This window comes from Clostridium nitrophenolicum, from assembly GCF_055391695.1.
Genome location: NZ_AP042469.1, coordinates 4,390,682 through 4,404,766 on the forward strand (window position 1 = coordinate 4,390,682; position 14,085 = coordinate 4,404,766).

The 14,085-nt window shown below is 30.9% G+C and carries 14 protein-coding genes; 4 read left to right on the plus strand and 10 right to left on the minus strand.

The window, feature by feature from the left end:
* Window position 1 precedes the first annotated feature (1 nt).
* The 6 genes from ACZ5N4_RS20780 to ACZ5N4_RS20805 all read right to left on the minus strand — a co-directional run bounded on the left by ACZ5N4_RS20780 (window position 2) and on the right by ACZ5N4_RS20805 (window position 4,638).
* Window positions 2-583, minus strand: coding sequence for an electron transport complex protein RnfA (locus tag ACZ5N4_RS20780; protein ID WP_464204404.1), 582 nt, complete (start codon window positions 581-583; stop codon window positions 2-4).
* Window positions 583-1,206: an electron transport complex subunit RsxE gene (rsxE, locus tag ACZ5N4_RS20785; RefSeq protein WP_464204405.1), complete on the minus strand. Its 624-nt coding sequence runs from the start codon at window positions 1,204-1,206 to the stop codon at window positions 583-585. Before rsxE ends, ACZ5N4_RS20780 begins: the two co-directional genes overlap by 1 nt.
* Window positions 1,207-1,208: 2 nt before the next feature.
* Window positions 1,209-1,772: an RnfABCDGE type electron transport complex subunit G gene (locus tag ACZ5N4_RS20790; protein ID WP_464204406.1), complete on the minus strand. Its 564-nt coding sequence runs from the start codon at window positions 1,770-1,772 to the stop codon at window positions 1,209-1,211.
* Between the two features lie 6 nt (window positions 1,773-1,778).
* Window positions 1,779-2,816 carry an RnfABCDGE type electron transport complex subunit D gene (locus tag ACZ5N4_RS20795; protein ID WP_464204407.1) on the minus strand — a complete coding sequence of 346 codons (1,038 nt, stop codon included), beginning with the start codon at window positions 2,814-2,816 and terminating at the stop codon, window positions 1,779-1,781.
* 13 nt (window positions 2,817-2,829) lie between these two features.
* A complete protein-coding gene (gene rsxC, locus ACZ5N4_RS20800) occupies window positions 2,830-4,149 on the minus strand; it encodes an electron transport complex subunit RsxC (RefSeq protein ID WP_464204408.1) in 1,320 nt (439 codons plus the stop codon).
* Window positions 4,150-4,221: 72 nt separating this feature from the next.
* Window positions 4,222-4,638 carry a SoxR reducing system RseC family protein gene (locus ACZ5N4_RS20805; protein WP_464204409.1) on the minus strand — a complete coding sequence of 139 codons (417 nt, stop codon included), beginning with the start codon at window positions 4,636-4,638 and terminating at the stop codon, window positions 4,222-4,224.
* Window positions 4,639-6,190: 1,552 nt separating this feature from the next.
* Between ACZ5N4_RS20805 and ACZ5N4_RS20810 the strand changes: the two genes are divergently transcribed.
* Together ACZ5N4_RS20810 and ACZ5N4_RS20815 are read left to right on the plus strand one after the other, a co-directional pair.
* Window positions 6,191-8,326 carry a sodium-translocating pyrophosphatase gene (locus ACZ5N4_RS20810; RefSeq protein WP_464204410.1) on the plus strand — a complete coding sequence of 712 codons (2,136 nt, stop codon included), beginning with the start codon at window positions 6,191-6,193 and terminating at the stop codon, window positions 8,324-8,326.
* 229 nt (window positions 8,327-8,555) lie between these two features.
* Window positions 8,556-9,017 (plus strand): hypothetical protein, encoded by a 462-nt coding sequence (locus ACZ5N4_RS20815; RefSeq protein WP_464204411.1) that lies wholly within the window; start codon window positions 8,556-8,558, stop codon window positions 9,015-9,017.
* A gap of 132 nt (window positions 9,018-9,149) precedes the next feature.
* Here ACZ5N4_RS20815 and ACZ5N4_RS20820 read toward each other — a convergent pair whose 3' ends face one another.
* Complete coding sequence (locus tag ACZ5N4_RS20820) at window positions 9,150-10,301, minus strand: D-alanyl-D-alanine carboxypeptidase family protein (protein ID WP_464204412.1); 1,152 nt, start codon at window positions 10,299-10,301, stop codon at window positions 9,150-9,152.
* A 165-nt stretch (window positions 10,302-10,466) separates the two neighbouring features.
* Between ACZ5N4_RS20820 and ACZ5N4_RS20825 the strand changes: the two genes are divergently transcribed.
* Window positions 10,467-11,006: a DUF2953 domain-containing protein gene (locus ACZ5N4_RS20825; RefSeq protein WP_464204413.1), complete on the plus strand. Its 540-nt coding sequence runs from the start codon at window positions 10,467-10,469 to the stop codon at window positions 11,004-11,006.
* Between the two features lie 19 nt (window positions 11,007-11,025).
* Window positions 11,026-11,460 carry a GerW family sporulation protein gene (gene ytfJ / locus ACZ5N4_RS20830; RefSeq protein WP_464204414.1) on the plus strand — a complete coding sequence of 145 codons (435 nt, stop codon included), beginning with the start codon at window positions 11,026-11,028 and terminating at the stop codon, window positions 11,458-11,460.
* A 91-nt stretch (window positions 11,461-11,551) separates the two neighbouring features.
* Here ytfJ and scpB read toward each other — a convergent pair whose 3' ends face one another.
* From scpB to ACZ5N4_RS20845, 3 genes are read right to left on the minus strand one after another with little or no spacing between them, the layout of a single operon-like run.
* Window positions 11,552-12,145 carry an SMC-Scp complex subunit ScpB gene (gene scpB / locus ACZ5N4_RS20835; protein ID WP_464204415.1) on the minus strand — a complete coding sequence of 198 codons (594 nt, stop codon included), beginning with the start codon at window positions 12,143-12,145 and terminating at the stop codon, window positions 11,552-11,554.
* A complete protein-coding gene (locus ACZ5N4_RS20840; RefSeq protein WP_464204416.1) occupies window positions 12,135-12,893 on the minus strand; it encodes a segregation/condensation protein A in 759 nt (252 codons plus the stop codon). Before ACZ5N4_RS20840 ends, scpB begins: the two co-directional genes overlap by 11 nt.
* A complete protein-coding gene (locus ACZ5N4_RS20845; protein WP_464204417.1) occupies window positions 12,884-14,065 on the minus strand; it encodes a tRNA nucleotidyltransferase/poly(A) polymerase family protein in 1,182 nt (393 codons plus the stop codon). The genes ACZ5N4_RS20840 and ACZ5N4_RS20845 overlap by 10 nt, the downstream gene beginning before the upstream one ends.
* Window positions 14,066-14,085: the final 20 nt, after the last annotated feature.

Below are 14,085 nucleotides of genomic sequence, written 5' to 3' on the forward strand. Positions count from 1 at the left end.
TCTATAGACTGATCATTCCGGAAAAACCAAGAAAGGCTAGCGCTAGCATACCTGCTAAAATAAATGCAATGCCAAGGCCCTCTAGTGGCTTAGGTACATCTGCTAATCTTAATTTTTCTCTTAAACTTGCCATAAGAATTATTGCTAGGGCAAAACCCATACCTGATCCAATCGCATGAACTACACTCTTACCAAAGGAGAACCCTGAATCAGCATTTAAAAGTGGTACTCCAAGCACTACACAGTTTGTAGCAATTAATAGCAGGTATATCCCCCACATATTATATAGAGCAGGAGCTTGCTTTTTAATAATCATTTCAAGCAACTGAACGAAACTTGCAATTAGAAGTACAAATACACATGTTGTTAAGAATGTCAATTTATATGGAACCAATACAAAATGATGCACTAACCATGCTAAGGCTGAACTCATAGTCATAACTGAGGTAACAGCCATACCCATACCAACGGAAGCACTAAGACTTTTAGAAACACCAAAGAATATACATAATCCTAGGAATCTAGTTAAAACGAAGTTATTTACAACTACCGCACTTATAAACAGCATTAAATATTCCCTCATTATGCTTCACCCCTTTCAGCTGCAAGTCTTGCTGCACGTTCTTGATACATTTTAAAACCAGCAACTAAATAACCAATTAATATAAATGCTCCTGCAGGTAGAATCATTATTAGTGCAGGATTATACCATGATCCAAATACTTGGATTCCAAATATAGATCCAGCTCCAAACAGTTCACGAATTATACCAATTACTACCATTGAAAGTGCAAAACCACATCCCATACCTAGACCATCAAAGAATGAAGGAATTACAGGATTCTTTGATGCAAATACTTCTGCACGAGCAAGAATTATAGCAAAAACAACTATTAGTGCTAGATATATACCTAGTTCCTTGTATGCTAGTGGGAAGTAAGCTTGCAATAGTAACTGTACTAATGTAACTATAGTTGCTATTGATGTAATATAAACAGGTACACGCACCTTAGGATTTACAACTTTTCTAGTTATAGATACCACAGTATTATTAAGAGTTATAACAAACATAACTGATAGGCCCATTGTCAAAGCATTTTTTGCCGTACTAGTTGTTGCAAGTGCAGGACAAAGGCTAAGAGCCAGAACAAAAATTGGATTTTCAGCAATTATGCCCTTTTTAAATATATTCCATATTTCTTTCATTCTTATTTACCTCCCGCATACTTAGTAACTTCTTCTACGGCTTCTTTAACGCCTTTAGTTACTGCCTTTGAAGAGATTGTAGCTCCAGTCATAGCCTGAATATTTTTCTTATTTGAAGGATCCTTTGTAACCTCTAGATCTTCAGCGCCTTTATTTTTGAACATATTTCTAAAAGGATCTTTTTGAGCATTGTCTCCAAGCCCAGGAGTTTCATTATGAGCTAGTATAGTAAAGTCAATCTCTTTTCCTTCTGGTGTAACTGCTACAAGCATTTTTATTGGTCCACCAAAACCTTTACTTTCTGAAGGCACTACATAAGCAATAGTTTTTCCGCCATTTTGCGCTTCGTACCAATCTGTTTTACCTGGTATTTTCTTAAAGTTGTCTGCATCTTTAACCAATGCTTTCATTGAATTATTTTTCATCTCAATAGCCTTTTGTGCTGCAACAGGTGCTGTAACAAAATAAGTTGCAGCAATAATTGCTCCAGATATAAAACAAGCTGCAGTCAAATTCATAGCTATTTGAGCAATACTATAGTGTTTTTCTGTATGTTCTGCTGACATTTCTAACTACCTCCTTGCCCCAAATTTAACTGGCTGGCAGAAACGGTCAATTAATGGTGTAAGAGTATTCATCAATAATATTGAGTAACAAACACCTTCTGGGTAACCGCCTGTTAATCTAATTAATGTAGTAAGTGCACCAGCACCTACAGCAAATATAATTTGGCCCTTTATCGTAATCGGAATAGTAACCATATCTGTTGCCATGAAGAATGCTCCTATAATTAATCCACCAGCCATCATGTGGAATATAGGATCTCCTGTAAACATACCAGCTGGTCCAAATATCCAAGTTAAAATTCCTACTGTACCGATCATGAAAACCGGTACTTGCCAGTTTATATATTTTTTATAAATTAGGTAAGCTCCTCCTAGAATAAGTAATATAGTAGAAGTTTCTCCTATACTACCATTTCGAGTACCAATAAATAACGCCTTGTACATGTCTGATGTACCACCAAAAGTTTCAACAAGTTTGTGATAACCTTGTAATTTTAAAATTCCTAAAGGTGTTGCTGATGATACTGTATCAACAGCAGTATGCATCTTTGTCCATGTTGTCATAGCTACTGGGTAAGAAACCATTATTGCAGCTCTACCTATATGAGCTGGATTGAAAATATTATAGCCTAATCCTCCCATAGAATGTTTAGCTACAACTATTGCAATGAAAGATCCGAATATTGTCATATACCAAGGTAATGCTGGCGGTAAACACATAGCCATTAATAAACCTGTTAAAAATGCACTTCCATCATTTATAGTTATAGGCTTGTTTCTAAATTTCTGTACTAAGTATTCAAATGCAACTGCAGAAATAATTCCTAATAATAATGTTTTTAATGCAGGCATACCAAAGTTATATATTCCAAATAGAGCTGCCGGAGCTGCTGCTAAGTTAACCTTCCACATTATGCTTGATATTGACTCTTCTGAACGAATGTGTGGTGAACATGAAACGGTGAAAAGATTTCCTTTTGTTTCAGCTTCTTTTTCTTTTAGTTTTGTATCTAAATTCTTATCTTTTATTACTTCAGCACTCATTAACATTCACCTCCTATTTTTTTGCAGCCTTTGCTGCATTTTGAGCTTTACTATACCTGATGTACTGTACAATATTACGTTTAGCTGGACAGCCATAAACACAACTTCCACACTCTACACAATCTAAAAGATTAAACTCTTCTTTAGCTTCCTCAAATAATCCACGTTCACCTAGAATGCTAAGCATACTTGGATTTAATCCCATAGGACATGCCTCTAGGCAGCGTCCGCAGCGAATACATGCTGACTCTTTTCCTGAGTTAACATCTTCTTTGCTTAATGCAAGTATCCCTGATGATCCTTTAATTATAGATACATTTATGTTAGATTGAGCAAATCCCATCATAGGACCACCACTAATTATTTTTTCTGGTGTTTTTGAAAATCCACCACAATATTCAATAGCATCTTGGAATGTAGTTCCTACTCTCAATAAAAGATTCTTAGGTTCCTTTATAGCTCCACCACTAATTGTAGTTACTCTTTCAATTACTGGTATACCTTTACAGACAGCATCAGCTATAGCTATAACCGTACCTACATTTTGAACAACTACTCCTACATCCATAGGCAGTCCACCAGAAGGTACCTCTTTACCTGCTAAAACTGCTATAAGCATTTTTTCAGCACCTTGTGGATACTTAGTTGGTAATCCTACAACTTCTATGCCAGTGCCTTCAAAAGCTTTTGTCATTACACTTATAGCATCTGGTTTATTATTTTCAATACCTACATAGCCTTTAGTAACTCCAAGTATTTTCATTGTTATCTTAACACCTGTAACTATACGCTCTGCATATTCAAGCATAGCTCTATGGTCTGCAGTTAAATAAGGTTCACATTCTGCTGCATTTAAAATGAAAGTATCAATTTTCTTACCTTCTGGTGGTGCTAGCTTAACATGAGTTGGGAAAGTAGCTCCACCCATTCCAACTATACCTGCATCTCTAATTATGCTGCGTAATTCATCATTGCTTAAAGCTTGCCAATCACGGTCAACAGGAAGTCCTTCAATCCATTCATCTTGGCCATCATTTTCAATAACTACTGACAAGCATTTGCCAAATACACTATGTGGGTGATCAGCTACATCTATAACCTTGCCTGATATTGATGCATGTATATTACTTGATACAAAAGCATCACTTTTAGCAATTATTTGTCCCTTTTTAACTATATCTCCTTTATTAACTATTGGCGCACAAGGTGCCCCTATGTGTTGTCTTACAGGAATTATAACTTTATTTGGCAGAGGCGCTACTTCGATCGCTTTACTTGATGTATAGCTTTTACGATCATTGGGATGCACTCCTCCACGAAAACTTTTTGCCATTTTTTTCAACACCTCACTCAATATTTTTAAGATATTTATAAGAAAGCATAAAACTTAGCAATGCTTTAATGACTAAGACAGTATACGTGTAATAATTGGTATCATTGCTTTATCACTTTGCGTAGACTTATCAAAAATCTTTACATAAATAATAGATAAAATAAATGCTACTATTCCACCACCAATTTGAAACATCCTAATAGATTGTCCTGTCTTTTCTCCTAACCATGTACCAGCAACGGCACCTAAGAAAATTGCAATAAGAGGCATAATATATACAATAAAGGCTGCTTTTAGCATATTTGTCTCTTTCATTTCAAAAGAAACCCGTTGTCCAGGTATAGCTCCAAGTGGATTTTGTACATCTAAGACTGTAGCGTTATCTCCTGGACATGCACCACAGTTTTTACAATCACCATGTCTACTTGATTTCACTTTAGCCATGTCTCCAGAAACTTCTATTACTACACCCTCATTTTCTCTGGTCATACTTCTTCCCCCTTCCAAATCTCTAAAATCTACTTACAAAATACTATAACTGCTGAAGTATGAAGTAATACTTAGCAATTAATATGCCAAGTATATAAATTATTATATTTTTAACTAAAACTTACATCGATTAAAAATATAATAACATTCTACTTTTGAGAAAATTCTAAACATAACTCAGCGTAGATAAAACTATTTATTAATCCTTTCATAATATATTTATTACAACAAAAGCTGTAAAATTTATTATCAAATCACTCATATAGCGCACTTTCTTTTTTAATTCTATGAACTATATTATCACCTTGATAAAAATTCACTTTTAGCTTTGACTAATTCATTACTTTTTCTAGAATGTAAGGTAAGTTGGATCATATTTGCTTAAATTATTAACAATGCATACATTTAAGTAATATAAATGTAATTATGCTTTTAATATTAGTAAATTAGTTTATTTTGTCGATCCTCCTAATCATAGCATAAAGATTTATGCTGTACTAATATTACTATATGAACTGTGTTAATGTTTTTATGTTATATTTTAAAAGCTGTTATATTTTTCAGTGAAATCATTTACAAAAATCAGCGTTAATATCTACTTAACTTGTAGTATATTCTGTTTGTTTTGTTCTTTGCAAACTTTTGATGAATTTCTTTCATTTAAATGCATAAATTTATTGATACAAACTTTTGTATCGAATTAACCCTTTCCACTGTAATTATACATGTTAAAAATTTAATTACAATAGTATTTATAATCCTTTAGTGAAAATTTTTAAAAAAATTTCATAAATAATTAATATATTTTATGAAATTATTCACATAAACTTATGAGTAATTAACATAATTTATCATAGTATTTTTTCAGAATAATCTAACTTCAGAATTTTATTTGATATTTTTTTCATATTTTTCTAATTTACTAATTAAATTTTAGCTATTTTTCTTATTTAATCATTATATCTTCTATAATAAATTGAATAATTCAATAACTTAAAGTTTCATATAGCATTAAGTTCATATTTTTACATTATTTTCATGTGAAAATATGAACTTAATTTTCATTTTTCTTTGTTATTTTTAAAACTATTTTTTAAAGATGTAACTTTTTAATTTGACATGATATGTATATTGTGTATAAACTTTAACAATATGTACTTTTTTGAATTTCTTTTTTATTTTTCCTTCATTTTTTTAACAATTCACTAAATGTAGATTTACGGTACTATCTAATTTATTAGGTGTTGTTATAGATTCTTTTGAAAACTTTTTCATAATCAAGATTCATAATATTATATTGTTGTATCATAAACTTTATAACCGTTGTATCATTTCTATACTTAAACAAAATTTATTTTTACAAACCAATAATTTGAAATGTGTTATACAATAATATATTTAAGCTTATTTTTTTCTACAACTATTGAATTTTACCATAATTTGTTATATGCTAATATTAAGATAGAAGTCTTTTTGCAAAATTCTCGCTTTTAAGTTTTGGCTCAACTTTATCAAATCCTTAACTAAGTACTATTAAAAAGGAGTTGACCTTATGAGCACTTACTTAATTATCATTTTCACCTCATTGCTTTTAGCTCTATTTTCCATTCTTTTTCTTATTAAATTTATATTCACACAAGAAAAGGGTTCAGAACAAATGCAAAATATCTCAAATGCCATAAAAGAAGGCGCTATGGCTTTTATGAGAAGACAATATAAAACGATTTTTTATTTAGCGCTTGTAACTGTTGTTTTAATTGTAGTTGCAAATTATTTTGGTAACTTGTCAAAGGGCTACGACATCGCCATCAAACATGCTTCTCGTATTGGAATTGCTTTTATAACTGGTGCCTTATGTTCCGGTATATCTGGATATATAGGCATGTACATGGCAGTAAATTCAAACATACGCGCTGCCGCAGGTGCAAAAAAAGGATTAAACTCTGCTTTAACTATAGCTCTTAGAGGTGGTGCTGTTACTGGCCTTGCCGTTACATCTCTTTCTCTTTTGGGTGTAGCTATACTATTCTTACTATTTGGTGGTATATCAGGAAATGATACTTTAATAAAGGAAGCTCCTTCTCTTTTAGTTGGGTTTGGTTTTGGAGCTTCATTTGTAGCTCTCTTTGCTCAACTAGGTGGAGGTATTTATACCAAAGCAGCAGATGTTGGAGCAGATTTAGTTGGAAAAGTTGAAGCCGGGATACCTGAAGATGACCCAAGAAATCCTGCCGTTGTTGCAGATTTGGTTGGTGATAATGTAGGAGATTGTGCTGGTAGAGGTGCCGACCTCTTTGAATCAACAGCAGCCGAAAACATAGGTGCAATGATTCTTGGTGTAGCACTGTATCCTGTATTTGGGTGGAAGGGAATTCTATTTCCTTTAGTAACAGGGGCAGTAGGAATAGTATCCTCAATAGTCGGCTTATTCTTTGTAAAAGCTGATAAAGACACGGACAATCCTATGTCTGCATTATATAAAGGCTATTTGGTTACAACAATTTTAAACTTAATATTTTTATTTTTCATTGTAAAATCTATGTTTTCTGGTATTTTACCAGATGGAAGCAGAATAAACTATCTATACCTGTATTTCTGTGCTTTTGCCGGAATAGTTCTTAGTTATATGTTTGTATTAATTACGGACTACTATACATCATATAAATATAGACCAGTAAAATCAATTGCTGAGTCCTCTAAAACTGGCGCGGCAACTAATATAATTACTGGAGTGTCTGTAGGTATGGAGTCAACAGCTCTTCCGGTTTTATTTGTTTCAATTGCTATTTTTACCGCTTATAAACTTGGTGAAGCTGCTCTTGTTGGAGTATCTAATGGAGGTCTTTATGGTATTGCTATAGCTACTATTGGTATGCTTTCAACTTGTGCTTATATACTTGCTATGGATACTTTTGGTCCTATCACTGATAACGCTGGTGGTATAGTAGAGATGTCTGGTGCTCCTGATGAAGTTAGATTAATAACAGATAAACTTGATGCCTGTGGTAATACAACTAAGGCATTAACAAAAGGCTATGCTATCGGTTCTGCTGCTCTAGCTACCTTCCTTTTATTCTTTGCATATTTAGAGCAAGTAAAAACAATCCTAGGGAAGCCTTTAGATTCATGGTTTGCAGTAGATATTGGAAAAACAGAAGTATTTATTGGAGCATTTTTAGGCGCCATGGTAGTATATCTTTTTGCCTCTACAGCTATACGTTCTGTTGGAAAAGCTGCTCAGTATGTCATTTTAGAAGTTAGAAGACAGCTTAAGGAAATACCTGGTATATTAGAAGGTAAATCAAAACCTGACTATGCTACTTGTGTTGATATTGTTACTAAAGGTGCTTTAAAAGAAATGATATTACCTGGAATTATCCCAATTGCGGCACCAATCATTGTCGGGTTAACTTTAGGTAAAGAGGCTGCTGCCGGATTTTTAATGATATGTACAATATCTGGTGTTGTTATGGCCCTCTTCTTAAATAACGGAGGCGGAGCTTGGGATAATGCAAAAAAATTTATTGAACTAGGAAACTTAGGCGGCAAAAAATCTGAAACTCACAAAGGAGCAGTAGTGGGAGATACTGTAGGAGATCCATTTAAAGATACTGCAGGACCTTCTCTGCACGTTTTAATAAAACTTATAAGTACTTTAACATTAGTTTTAGTATCCTTATTTAGGTAAAGCAGTTTTAAACGGATGATCTTTATGATTGTCCGTTTTTATTTTAAAACATAGATAGAAAAGGTAGAAAGCTTTTAAATCTACCTTCAGCTTTGCAAATATGTCCCTCTGGATAAGTTACTTTTTAGTTAGTTTCTATATGTATTTTTTTATAAAATTATGTTTTAATAAAATTATATACTAAAATATCCATTATATATAAGAAAGAATTTTTAATATGTCTACTGAAATGGAAATAATAAGATCAATCTGTAAGTATTGTATAAATAGATATCAAATCTCAAATAGTGCTCCTATACTATCAAGCTTCATATATCAATTGTGCAGAGAGTTAGATATATATGTACCTGCAGTTCGAGGTATCTTATCTGTGGAAGTAAAAGGATATAAAAGACAATTTGCTCATTGTTTTAATATATATAAATGCGATATTATCGATGCTACTATATATCAGTATGCTTTTATAAATAAATCTATAGATACCCTCTTTCCTGTTTTTGTCGCAGGAAGTGTGCCAGAGAATATTGATTATTTAATTCATAATGAAGTTAAATTGGATTCTCAAATTAAATTTAAGAAGGATTATCTTAATAAAGTTTTGGATGAAATTAAGCAAATTGATAATATTAACTTGAAAAAATTTAGCTTGCTAGAGGACTCAAAAAAAGAAGACTTATTTTATTATAAATAATTAGTTGAGAGTTGACACTTTCACTTCTCAACTCTCAACGTAAAAAGTATTTATTTCAAATTTAAGTATCACCAGTACATTGCAGTGCATAATTTAACTGATCGCTAAGTAAATCTATATTATAAGTAAGTTTTACTTTATTATTTTTTTAAGCCACTTAGGAAGTTGCTTTACTTTAAAAGTATCAGATGATTGAAGAGAATTACTATATATTAATTCCCCATCAGCATAAACGCAAACTTTTCCTATTTTATCTCCTTTATTTATTGTATAGTCTATTTTTTCAGGCTTTATAATCTTTACCGTATATTCAGCTCCATTTTTCACAGGAATCACCACATCATCATCAAACTGCAATTTTATATTTCCTCTCTTTAAAGCAATTTCTCCTGCACTATCTCCTTTTAAGAACATCTTTTTAAATTCATAATTCTTGTTTACGTAATCAAATATTTTTATGCTTTCCTTCCATCTTTCTGTACAGTTCAACACTACAACTATTACATCATTTCCTTGTATATTTGCTGAAGAAACTAAACACTTTCCAGCCTTTCCTGTATATCCTGTTTTTACACCAGTAGCCTCAGGCATTTGCCATAATATTTTATTTATATTATGATAGCTTCTTGTAAATCCCAGTGTTTTCCCATCTACATCTTTTGAACTTACTATTTCATTAAATAATTTATTTTCTTTTGCTTTTGCTGTAACCACAGCTAAGTCGTATGCTGTGGAGTAATGTTCATCTTTATCTAATCCATGTGGAGTTTCAAAGTGTGTATTTATAACTCCTATTTCTCCAGCATACTCATTCATAAGCTTTGCAAACTCTTCTACACTTCCGCTTATTCCTTCTGCTATTGCAACAGCTGCATCATTTCCTGATCTTAACATTAATCCATATATTAATTCCTTCGTAGATATTTGCTCGCCTTTTCTAAGACCCACTACCGATCCTCTCATTGAAGATGCTTTTGAAGATATTTCTATTTTTCTATCTAAATCACCATATTTCAAAGCAACTAATGCAGTCATTATTTTGGTTGTACTTGCCATAGGCACTAATTCATAAGCATTTTTTTCATAAAGCACAACTTTTGATTTACTATCTAAAGCTATAGCACATCTTGCACTCATAGTTATCCCTTTATTTGTACTATTCTTAGTGTTTGGATTACTTATTTCTAAAGCTTCCACTCTATAGGAAATAAATAAAGGTAAAGTAAAAATAAATAAAAGCAATGAGCATAGATATCTATGCCTTTCTCTCACTTTTTTATGCATAAGTTTTCCTCCCTTACTATTAGGGTCTAATTTCCTAAAAATTAATATCTACATTATATTTTTTCTTTAATTTATTAAATTAATCTTTAAATTTCTTCCATATTGTTATATAAATTCCCCATATGGATATAATTATTACTGTATACATAAATGGAGGAATTTTTAATGCATATTCTATATATTGGAATTTTAATTTTGCTTTTAATTTTTTTAATTCCAATTCCTATTAAATTTAAAGTTAAATATAGTAAAAAAGAGTTAAGATTTATTCTTTATAATATAGATATTACTAATAAGATGAACTATATTAAGAATAAAACTAAACTTGATATTAAATATAAAGAAGATCGTATTCCTATTTTTTCCAATACACTAAAAGTATCATTAAATTCATTAAAAGCTATAAAATTTAAACCGAGTCTAAAGATTAAAATAAACATAGAATATGGTTTAGATGATGCTGCACAAACCGCATTTGCCTTTGGATTACTCTCTACATTTGTTTCAATATTATTAAAAGCATCTAGTTCATTCATACACATAAAAGATGAAAAAGTAAATATAAAACCTGAGTTTAACAAATTAATCCTAATATTAGAAATAGATAGTATAATTTTTATTAATTTGGCTAAAGTTATTTATATATCCGCCATAATTTATCGCAATCTTCGTAATAAAGAAAAAATTAACCTTGCTAACACATAAATAAAAGGAGGAATTAAATATGGAAGGTCATCCTATAGAAAATTTACTAAAAAGTACTATGGAAAACCTTAAAGACATGATAGACGTCAATACAATAGTCGGAGATGCAGTTGAATCAAAAGATGGTTCCTTAATCATACCGATATCAAGAGTTTCATTTGGTTTTGTATCTGGCGGAAGCGAATATGACTGCAAAAATACTGGTGGTACAGGTTCTGATTACCCCTTTGGTGGTGGATCTGGCGCTGGAGTCACAGTAAAACCTATAGCATTTCTTGTTATAAAAGGTGATTCTATAAGGCTTTTATCTTTAGATCAACAAAATACTTATGATAAACTAGTAGATTCTATTCCTCAAATAATGGATCTTTTTAAGAATATGTGTCATAGTGATAAGAAATCTAAAAATCAAGAGCAGTGCTCTCATGAACCTGCACAATCTACTACTGATTAATATGTAGATTTTCTTATCTATAAATATAATTGTAAGAAAAGATTAACCCGATGTCCTAAAAACATCGGGTTAAATTTTGCGAATTATATATTTAATCATTTGATTCCTCTTGATCTAGCGCAACCTCTCCCATAAAGCTGTCAAGGCCAGGCATTTGACCAATATTTTCAAGATCAAAATACTTTAAAAATTCTTCTGTCGTTCCATACAATATAGGTCTTCCTATAGCATCTAATCTCCCGCATTCCTTAATTAATCCTTTTTCTATAAGGCTAGATATAGCTCGGTCACTTTTTACTCCTCTTATCTCATCTATATCAACTCTAGTTATAGGTTGTTTGTAAGCCACAATGGCTAAGGTTTCTAATGCTGCTTGAGATAATCCCTGTCTCGAATTAATTCCCAAAAGCTTTTCAATATATACACTGTTGTCAGCCTTTGTAGCAAGACTATAACTTTCATTATTATTTATTATCTTTATCCCACGACTTTCACATTCATATAATTTTCCCATTTCCTTTAGTAGTTGTTTTGTAAAATCTAAACTGCATTCTATTATAGATGCTATTTGCTTGATATCCAAAGGCTCACCTGAAACAAATAACAATGATTCTATTATAGAAAAATAAATATTCTTTGTTGAAACCTCTTCTAGTTCTAATTGATTAATATTCTTATTCTTCATGTTCATTTACCCTCTCTACATATATTTCTCTAAAATTCCGCTCCTGTATTACAGTCACATATCTTAATTTCATAAGCTCCAAAAGAGCCAAGAAGGTTACAACTACTTCTATTTTTGAAGAACATTTTACTGCAATAGTGGAGAATGGTATTCTTACACCTGTTTCAATGTTTTTTCTTAAATACTCCATTTTATCTTCAATCTTAAATTTATCTATCGGAATCTCTTTATTTATAATATTTGTAGTATTTATTTTGTTTCTATAAACTGTTATAAGCCTATTATATATTTCATATAGGCTGAGCATAGTAACTCCCTTAAGAAGTTCTTGATGAGACTGCGGTTTCTTCTTTTCTTCTATAATTTCAGGTTTTTTCCCAAACATTCTCCCTAGTCCTAATTCTCTGTCTTTAAGCAATTTAGCAGCGGCCTTAAACTTTCTATATTGGAGTAGCTTGTCCACTAATTCTTTTCTAGGATCCTGAGCATCTAAATCTTCAGCACTTTCTTCAATTTTAGGCTTAGGTAGCAGCATTTTTGATTTTATTTCGATAAGAGTAGCCGCTATAATTATAAATTCCGAAGTTATTTCAAGATCCATCTCTTCCATGGTATGTATATACTCTAAGTATTGTTTAGTAATTTCATGTATCTTTATATCATATATATCCATCTTATTCTTTTTAATAAGATGTAGAAGTAAATCAAAAGGTCCTTCAAAATTTTCAATTTTTATATTTAAAGACATTTAATTATCTCTCCCAAATTATCCACTAAATATTTTTTATCATCTTTTATGCCTGTATTCAACTTTAATTTCATTATAAATTTCAAAATCCTTCCTACGTTCTTACCTTCATTTATACCAAGTTTACTTAAGTATTCACCATTTATATGTAATTTTACTTCTTTTAATTTGTAAACATAATTAATAATTTTGTATTTTAATTCTGTATTCCAACACAGAATTATTAAAGCATATAAATCTATATTTTTTAATATACTACATATCTCATAATTATCCATGGCTTTCATTAGTAAGTCAACTATTTTGTCTTTGTTATAATAATAATGTTTAATAGATTTCTTTAACTCTTTATCTAAGAATGAATTATTCATAAAAACATCTATATACTTTTCATCTCTTAATGAGTAAAATATATTTAAAATTCTTAAATTTATATCATTATAGCTTTCTAAGCAATTCTTTATTCCCAAACAATCAGTTTCTAATTTTAATACTCCTAACTCATTACATAGAGCTAAATTTTCTATCCAATTATCCTCTCCACACATTAAAAATAATTCCTTTATTATTCTGTCTGAGCTAATAGTATTAATATCACCTTTATTTATACTTCTAATTATCTCATTTTTGTCCTGTAGTTCTAGACCATATCTTACTCTATATTTAATTGCTCTGAATATCCTTGTTGGATCCTCAGCATAACTATTGCTGTGAATTTTTTTAAGTTGTCTATTTCTTAAGTCTAAAAGCCCGTTAAATAAATCAATAATCTCATTATTAATTATATCATAAGCTAAAGCGTTGATAGTAAAATCCCTTCTAAATAAATCATCCTCAATACAAGAAGGTTCTATTATAGGAAGTGATCCATTTTTCTCATAAGTCTCTTTTCTGCATCTTATTAAATCTATTACTATACCATTATTAAATTCAATTGTCGAGGTTTGGAATTGAGAGTGATACTCATATTTTTTTACAAAGGACAGATTATCTATAACAATTTTAGGGTCTTTATTTATACATATATCTATGTCTTTAGTACTCTTTCCTAAAATACTATCCCTCACTGCTCCCCCTACTATATAGGCTTTAATATCACAACTTTTACATAAACCTTTTATTATATTTATAACATCTATCTGTTCTTTATTATAGCTATTGAGAATATCCATTTTAACTCCCTCTATAATCT

Coding starts and splice junctions, on each gene's coding strand:
- ACZ5N4_RS20780 (WP_464204404.1), bottom strand. CDS start 583: ATGAGGGAATATTTAATGCTGTTTATAAGTGCGGTAGTTGTAAATAAC.
- rsxE (WP_464204405.1), bottom strand. CDS start 1,206: ATGAAAGAAATATGGAATATATTTAAAAAGGGCATAATTGCTGAAAAT.
- ACZ5N4_RS20790 (WP_464204406.1), bottom strand. CDS start 1,772: ATGTCAGCAGAACATACAGAAAAACACTATAGTATTGCTCAAATAGCT.
- ACZ5N4_RS20795 (WP_464204407.1), bottom strand. CDS start 2,816: ATGAGTGCTGAAGTAATAAAAGATAAGAATTTAGATACAAAACTAAAA.
- rsxC (WP_464204408.1), bottom strand. CDS start 4,149: ATGGCAAAAAGTTTTCGTGGAGGAGTGCATCCCAATGATCGTAAAAGC.
- ACZ5N4_RS20805 (WP_464204409.1), bottom strand. CDS start 4,638: ATGACCAGAGAAAATGAGGGTGTAGTAATAGAAGTTTCTGGAGACATG.
- ACZ5N4_RS20810 (WP_464204410.1), top strand. CDS start 6,191: ATGAGCACTTACTTAATTATCATTTTCACCTCATTGCTTTTAGCTCTA.
- ACZ5N4_RS20815 (WP_464204411.1), top strand. CDS start 8,556: ATGGAAATAATAAGATCAATCTGTAAGTATTGTATAAATAGATATCAA.
- ACZ5N4_RS20820 (WP_464204412.1), bottom strand. CDS start 10,301: ATGCATAAAAAAGTGAGAGAAAGGCATAGATATCTATGCTCATTGCTT.
- ACZ5N4_RS20825 (WP_464204413.1), top strand. CDS start 10,467: ATGCATATTCTATATATTGGAATTTTAATTTTGCTTTTAATTTTTTTA.
- ytfJ (WP_464204414.1), top strand. CDS start 11,026: ATGGAAGGTCATCCTATAGAAAATTTACTAAAAAGTACTATGGAAAAC.
- scpB (WP_464204415.1), bottom strand. CDS start 12,145: ATGAAGAATAAGAATATTAATCAATTAGAACTAGAAGAGGTTTCAACA.
- ACZ5N4_RS20840 (WP_464204416.1), bottom strand. CDS start 12,893: ATGTCTTTAAATATAAAAATTGAAAATTTTGAAGGACCTTTTGATTTA.
- ACZ5N4_RS20845 (WP_464204417.1), bottom strand. CDS start 14,065: ATGGATATTCTCAATAGCTATAATAAAGAACAGATAGATGTTATAAAT.